At 32.2% G+C, this 3221-nt stretch carries 5 protein-coding genes; all 5 read right to left on the bottom strand.

Annotated elements, in window-relative coordinates:
- On the bottom strand, nt 1–236 hold a 236-nt coding region (locus ACVC2P_RS07980), incomplete at its 3' end, for a hypothetical protein (protein WP_452597952.1).
- A gap of 63 nt (nt 237–299) precedes the next feature.
- Nucleotides 300–590, bottom strand: a complete 291-nt coding sequence (locus tag ACVC2P_RS07975; RefSeq protein WP_452597951.1) for a 4a-hydroxytetrahydrobiopterin dehydratase — start codon at nt 588–590, stop codon at nt 300–302.
- A 50-nt stretch (nt 591–640) separates the two neighbouring features.
- Nucleotides 641–1474 carry a sugar nucleotide-binding protein gene (locus ACVC2P_RS07970; RefSeq protein ID WP_452597950.1) on the bottom strand — a complete coding sequence of 278 codons (834 nt, stop codon included), beginning with the start codon at nt 1472–1474 and terminating at the stop codon, nt 641–643.
- 27 nt (nt 1475–1501) lie between these two features.
- On the bottom strand, nt 1502–2413 hold the full coding sequence (locus ACVC2P_RS07965) for a glutaminase (RefSeq protein ID WP_452597949.1): 912 nt from the start codon (nt 2411–2413) through the stop codon (nt 1502–1504).
- A gap of 6 nt (nt 2414–2419) precedes the next feature.
- Nucleotides 2420–3221 (bottom strand): glycine cleavage system aminomethyltransferase GcvT (gene gcvT / locus ACVC2P_RS07960; protein WP_452597948.1); only part of this gene is annotated, 802 nt, incomplete at its 5' end.

The raw sequence follows: 3221 nt of genomic DNA, 5'->3' as shown, positions 1-3221 counted from the left end.
GTTTTTAGGGTTTCAATATCTTGTTGCGTAAAGATGTTTTTATCTTCATCTAATTGCTTTATAAACAGATTAAAAATAGCTTTAGATGTGCTGTCGTTTAACGTTTTAGGCGCGTAATGTTTTGTTTTTACAAGTGTTTGTACGGCTTGTATTTGTTCGCAAAAATTAACATTGTCTTGCGAAAAGGTAAATAGCGTAAAAAAACTGAGGGTTAAGATTAAAAATTTATTGATCATTTAATAAATTGAAGCATGAAATGAGAGATTACAAAAAAGGCCTGTTTTTAAGGTAGAAAACACTTATTCTTCCTCTTCAACAATGCTTTCGATGGCTTGTGCTAATTTAAAATCTAAATCGGTTACGCCTCCTTTATCATGTGTAGATAGGGTTATATTTAATATATTGTAGGTATTAGACCAGTCTGGGTGGTGGTTTAAGGCTTCGCACTCGAATGCAATACGACTCATGGCACTAAAACAGTCTTTAAAGTTTTCAAACTCGTATTCTGTATGTATAGCATTATCGTAATAGTCCCATTCTTGTAATGTTTTTAATCGTTTTTCTATTTCTTGTTCTGTAAGTTTTGACATCTGTTGTATGTTTAAATTCAATTTAAAAGTTAAGCATTTTTAACCGATTACTAAACATCTAGAAACTTTAAAATCTCTTGACTGTTTAATTGTAGGTGTTTGGGGAGTTTGTTGTACTTGGGTAAAACGGCTAAATAACGGTCATCATTAGTTGTAAATACTTGCTTAAATAACGGTTTTGCAATGTTTAATGTTTCGCTAATTTCTTTTATAAAATCATCATGGTGTACTAAATCGTTACTTCCTAAGTGAAATATACCGTGTTTTTGTTGATTTATTATGTAGTGTATTTGCTGTGTTACTTTAGAGTCTGTTGTAACATTCATTATTAAATTAGGAAAAATTTCTATTGGTAGTTTTTCTTTTAAAAACGCTTTTATTTCTTTTATTCTTGGCGATTGATTACCAAATACCATTGGTAAACGTAATATTGCTATTTGCTTTTTTGGTAACCGTAAGAGCATATTTTCTATTTTTATTTTAAAATGGCCGTACATGCTATGACTTAGGGTTTTGTCTAACTCATAACTTGGGTATTTACTATAGCCATCGAATACATTGGCAGACGATAAAAATAATAACCTTGCTTTTGTTGTTAATATATAATCGGTAATATGGTTATGTGCTATTACTTGTGCTGAAAAATTACCACGCAATGCAGATATAATTACTGTTGGTTTAACGGTTTCTAATATTTCGTAAATATCATCTTCTTCTACATCGTATTGGAAGTAATGCTTATTTTTATCGTAGGCGTAATTATCTGTACGGTAGGTTCCAAAGGTTCTAAAATAGGGGCAGAGTTCTTTATAAATGGCTTCGCCTATAAATCCGCTTGCACCAATAATAAGTATTGTGTTTTTTGTGTCTTTGGTGTGTTTCATTAAATTATTAGGGGAGTAATATAATGTTTAAAAGATAGAACGATTTGTGCTTGTAGTAAATTGTTCTAAGGCTTGCATTCCTAACAGTGAGTTCCCTTTTTTATTTAATCCAGGTGCCCATGTTGAAATAATATAATTATTTGGTAATAATGCAACGATGCCGCCACCAACACCGCTTTTTCCGGGTAAACCAACTTCGAAAGCAAATTCTCCTGCTTCATCGTAAAATCCACAGGTAAGCATAATTGCGTTTATTCTTTTGGCTTGTTGTAATGTAATGTGTTGTTTATTATTAATGCATTTACCTTTATTGGCAAAGATATAAAATGCTTTGGAGAGCTGCGCACAAGTCATCTCTATGGCACATTGATGGAAATAGAAATCTAAAACGATTTCTACATCATTGTTAAGGTTATTAAAGGTTTTTAAGAGGTTTGCTGCTGCATAATTTCTAAATCCTGTTTTTTGCTCAGAAATGGCAACTTCTTTATTGTAGTTAATTGTTGGATCGTCTGCAATAACTCTTATATAATTTAAAAAGTCTTCTTTTGGATTTTTAAAGTGTGAGACTAATATATCTGCAACTACAATTGCTCCCGCATTTATTAAAGGGTTTCTTGGAATACCGTTTTCTAACTCTAATAAAGATAAGTGATTAAAAGGGTTTCCTGAGGGTTCAACATCCATGCGCTTCCAGATGTTGTTGTTTTCAAAATTTATGGCTTTAGATAGGGCCAAAACTTTAGATATACTTTGTATAGAAAAGGGCACATTCCAATCTCCTGTTTGAAATGTGCTCCCATTTATATGTTGTAAATGAATGCCAAAGCTTTCATTACTTTGCTTGGATAATTCTGGAATATATGTTGCAACACTACCTTTTTCTGGAGATTGTTTTAAGTTGTTGTGTATTGCTTCAATTATATTTTGAAAATCCATAGTACATTATCCTTTGTAAAACGGTAATTTTACTACAGTTGCTGGTACTGCGTTTTTACGTATTTGTATATTTATTTTACTATCTACAGTAGAAAATACTTTTGGTACATACCCTAAACCAATACCTTTCCCCAATGAAGGAGACATTGTACCAGAGGTTACTTCTCCTATTTTTTTACCTTGTCCATCTACAATATCGTAACCTTGTCTTGGAATTCCTCTTTCGTCTAATTCAAAAGCAACAAGTTTTCGTTCTACACCTCGCTTTTTTTGTGCTTCTAATGCTTCAGAATTTGTAAATTCTTTAGTGAATTTTGTAATCCACCCTAAACCAGCTTCTAGAGGCGAGGTTGTATCATCTATATCATTACCGTATAGGCAATATCCCATTTCTAATCGTAAAGTATCTCTTGCTGCTAAGCCAATTGGTTTTGCTCCAGCTTCTACAACTTTATCCCAAATTTGTTTTACTTCGTTGTTTTTACAATAAATTTCGAATCCACCACTTCCTGTATATCCTGTTGCTGATATAATGACATGTTCGATACCAGCAAAATCACCTACTACAAAATTATAAAACTTAATGTCTGCAAGGTCATGACTAGATAAACTTTGCATAGCTTCTACTGCTTTTGGGCCTTGTATTGCTAGTAAAGAATAATCTTCAGATAGATCCTTCATTTCTGCTCCTACATCGTTTTTAGAACTAATCCAGTTCCAATCTTTTTCAATGTTACTTGCATTAACAACTAATAAGTAAGTTTCCTCTTTTACTTTATATATAATTAAATCGTCTACAATACCACCA

It is taken from the genome of Pontimicrobium sp. MEBiC01747 (assembly GCF_053601635.1).
Note: the sequence above shows the minus strand (reverse complement) of the source record. Positions and strands in the feature narration are given on the sequence as shown.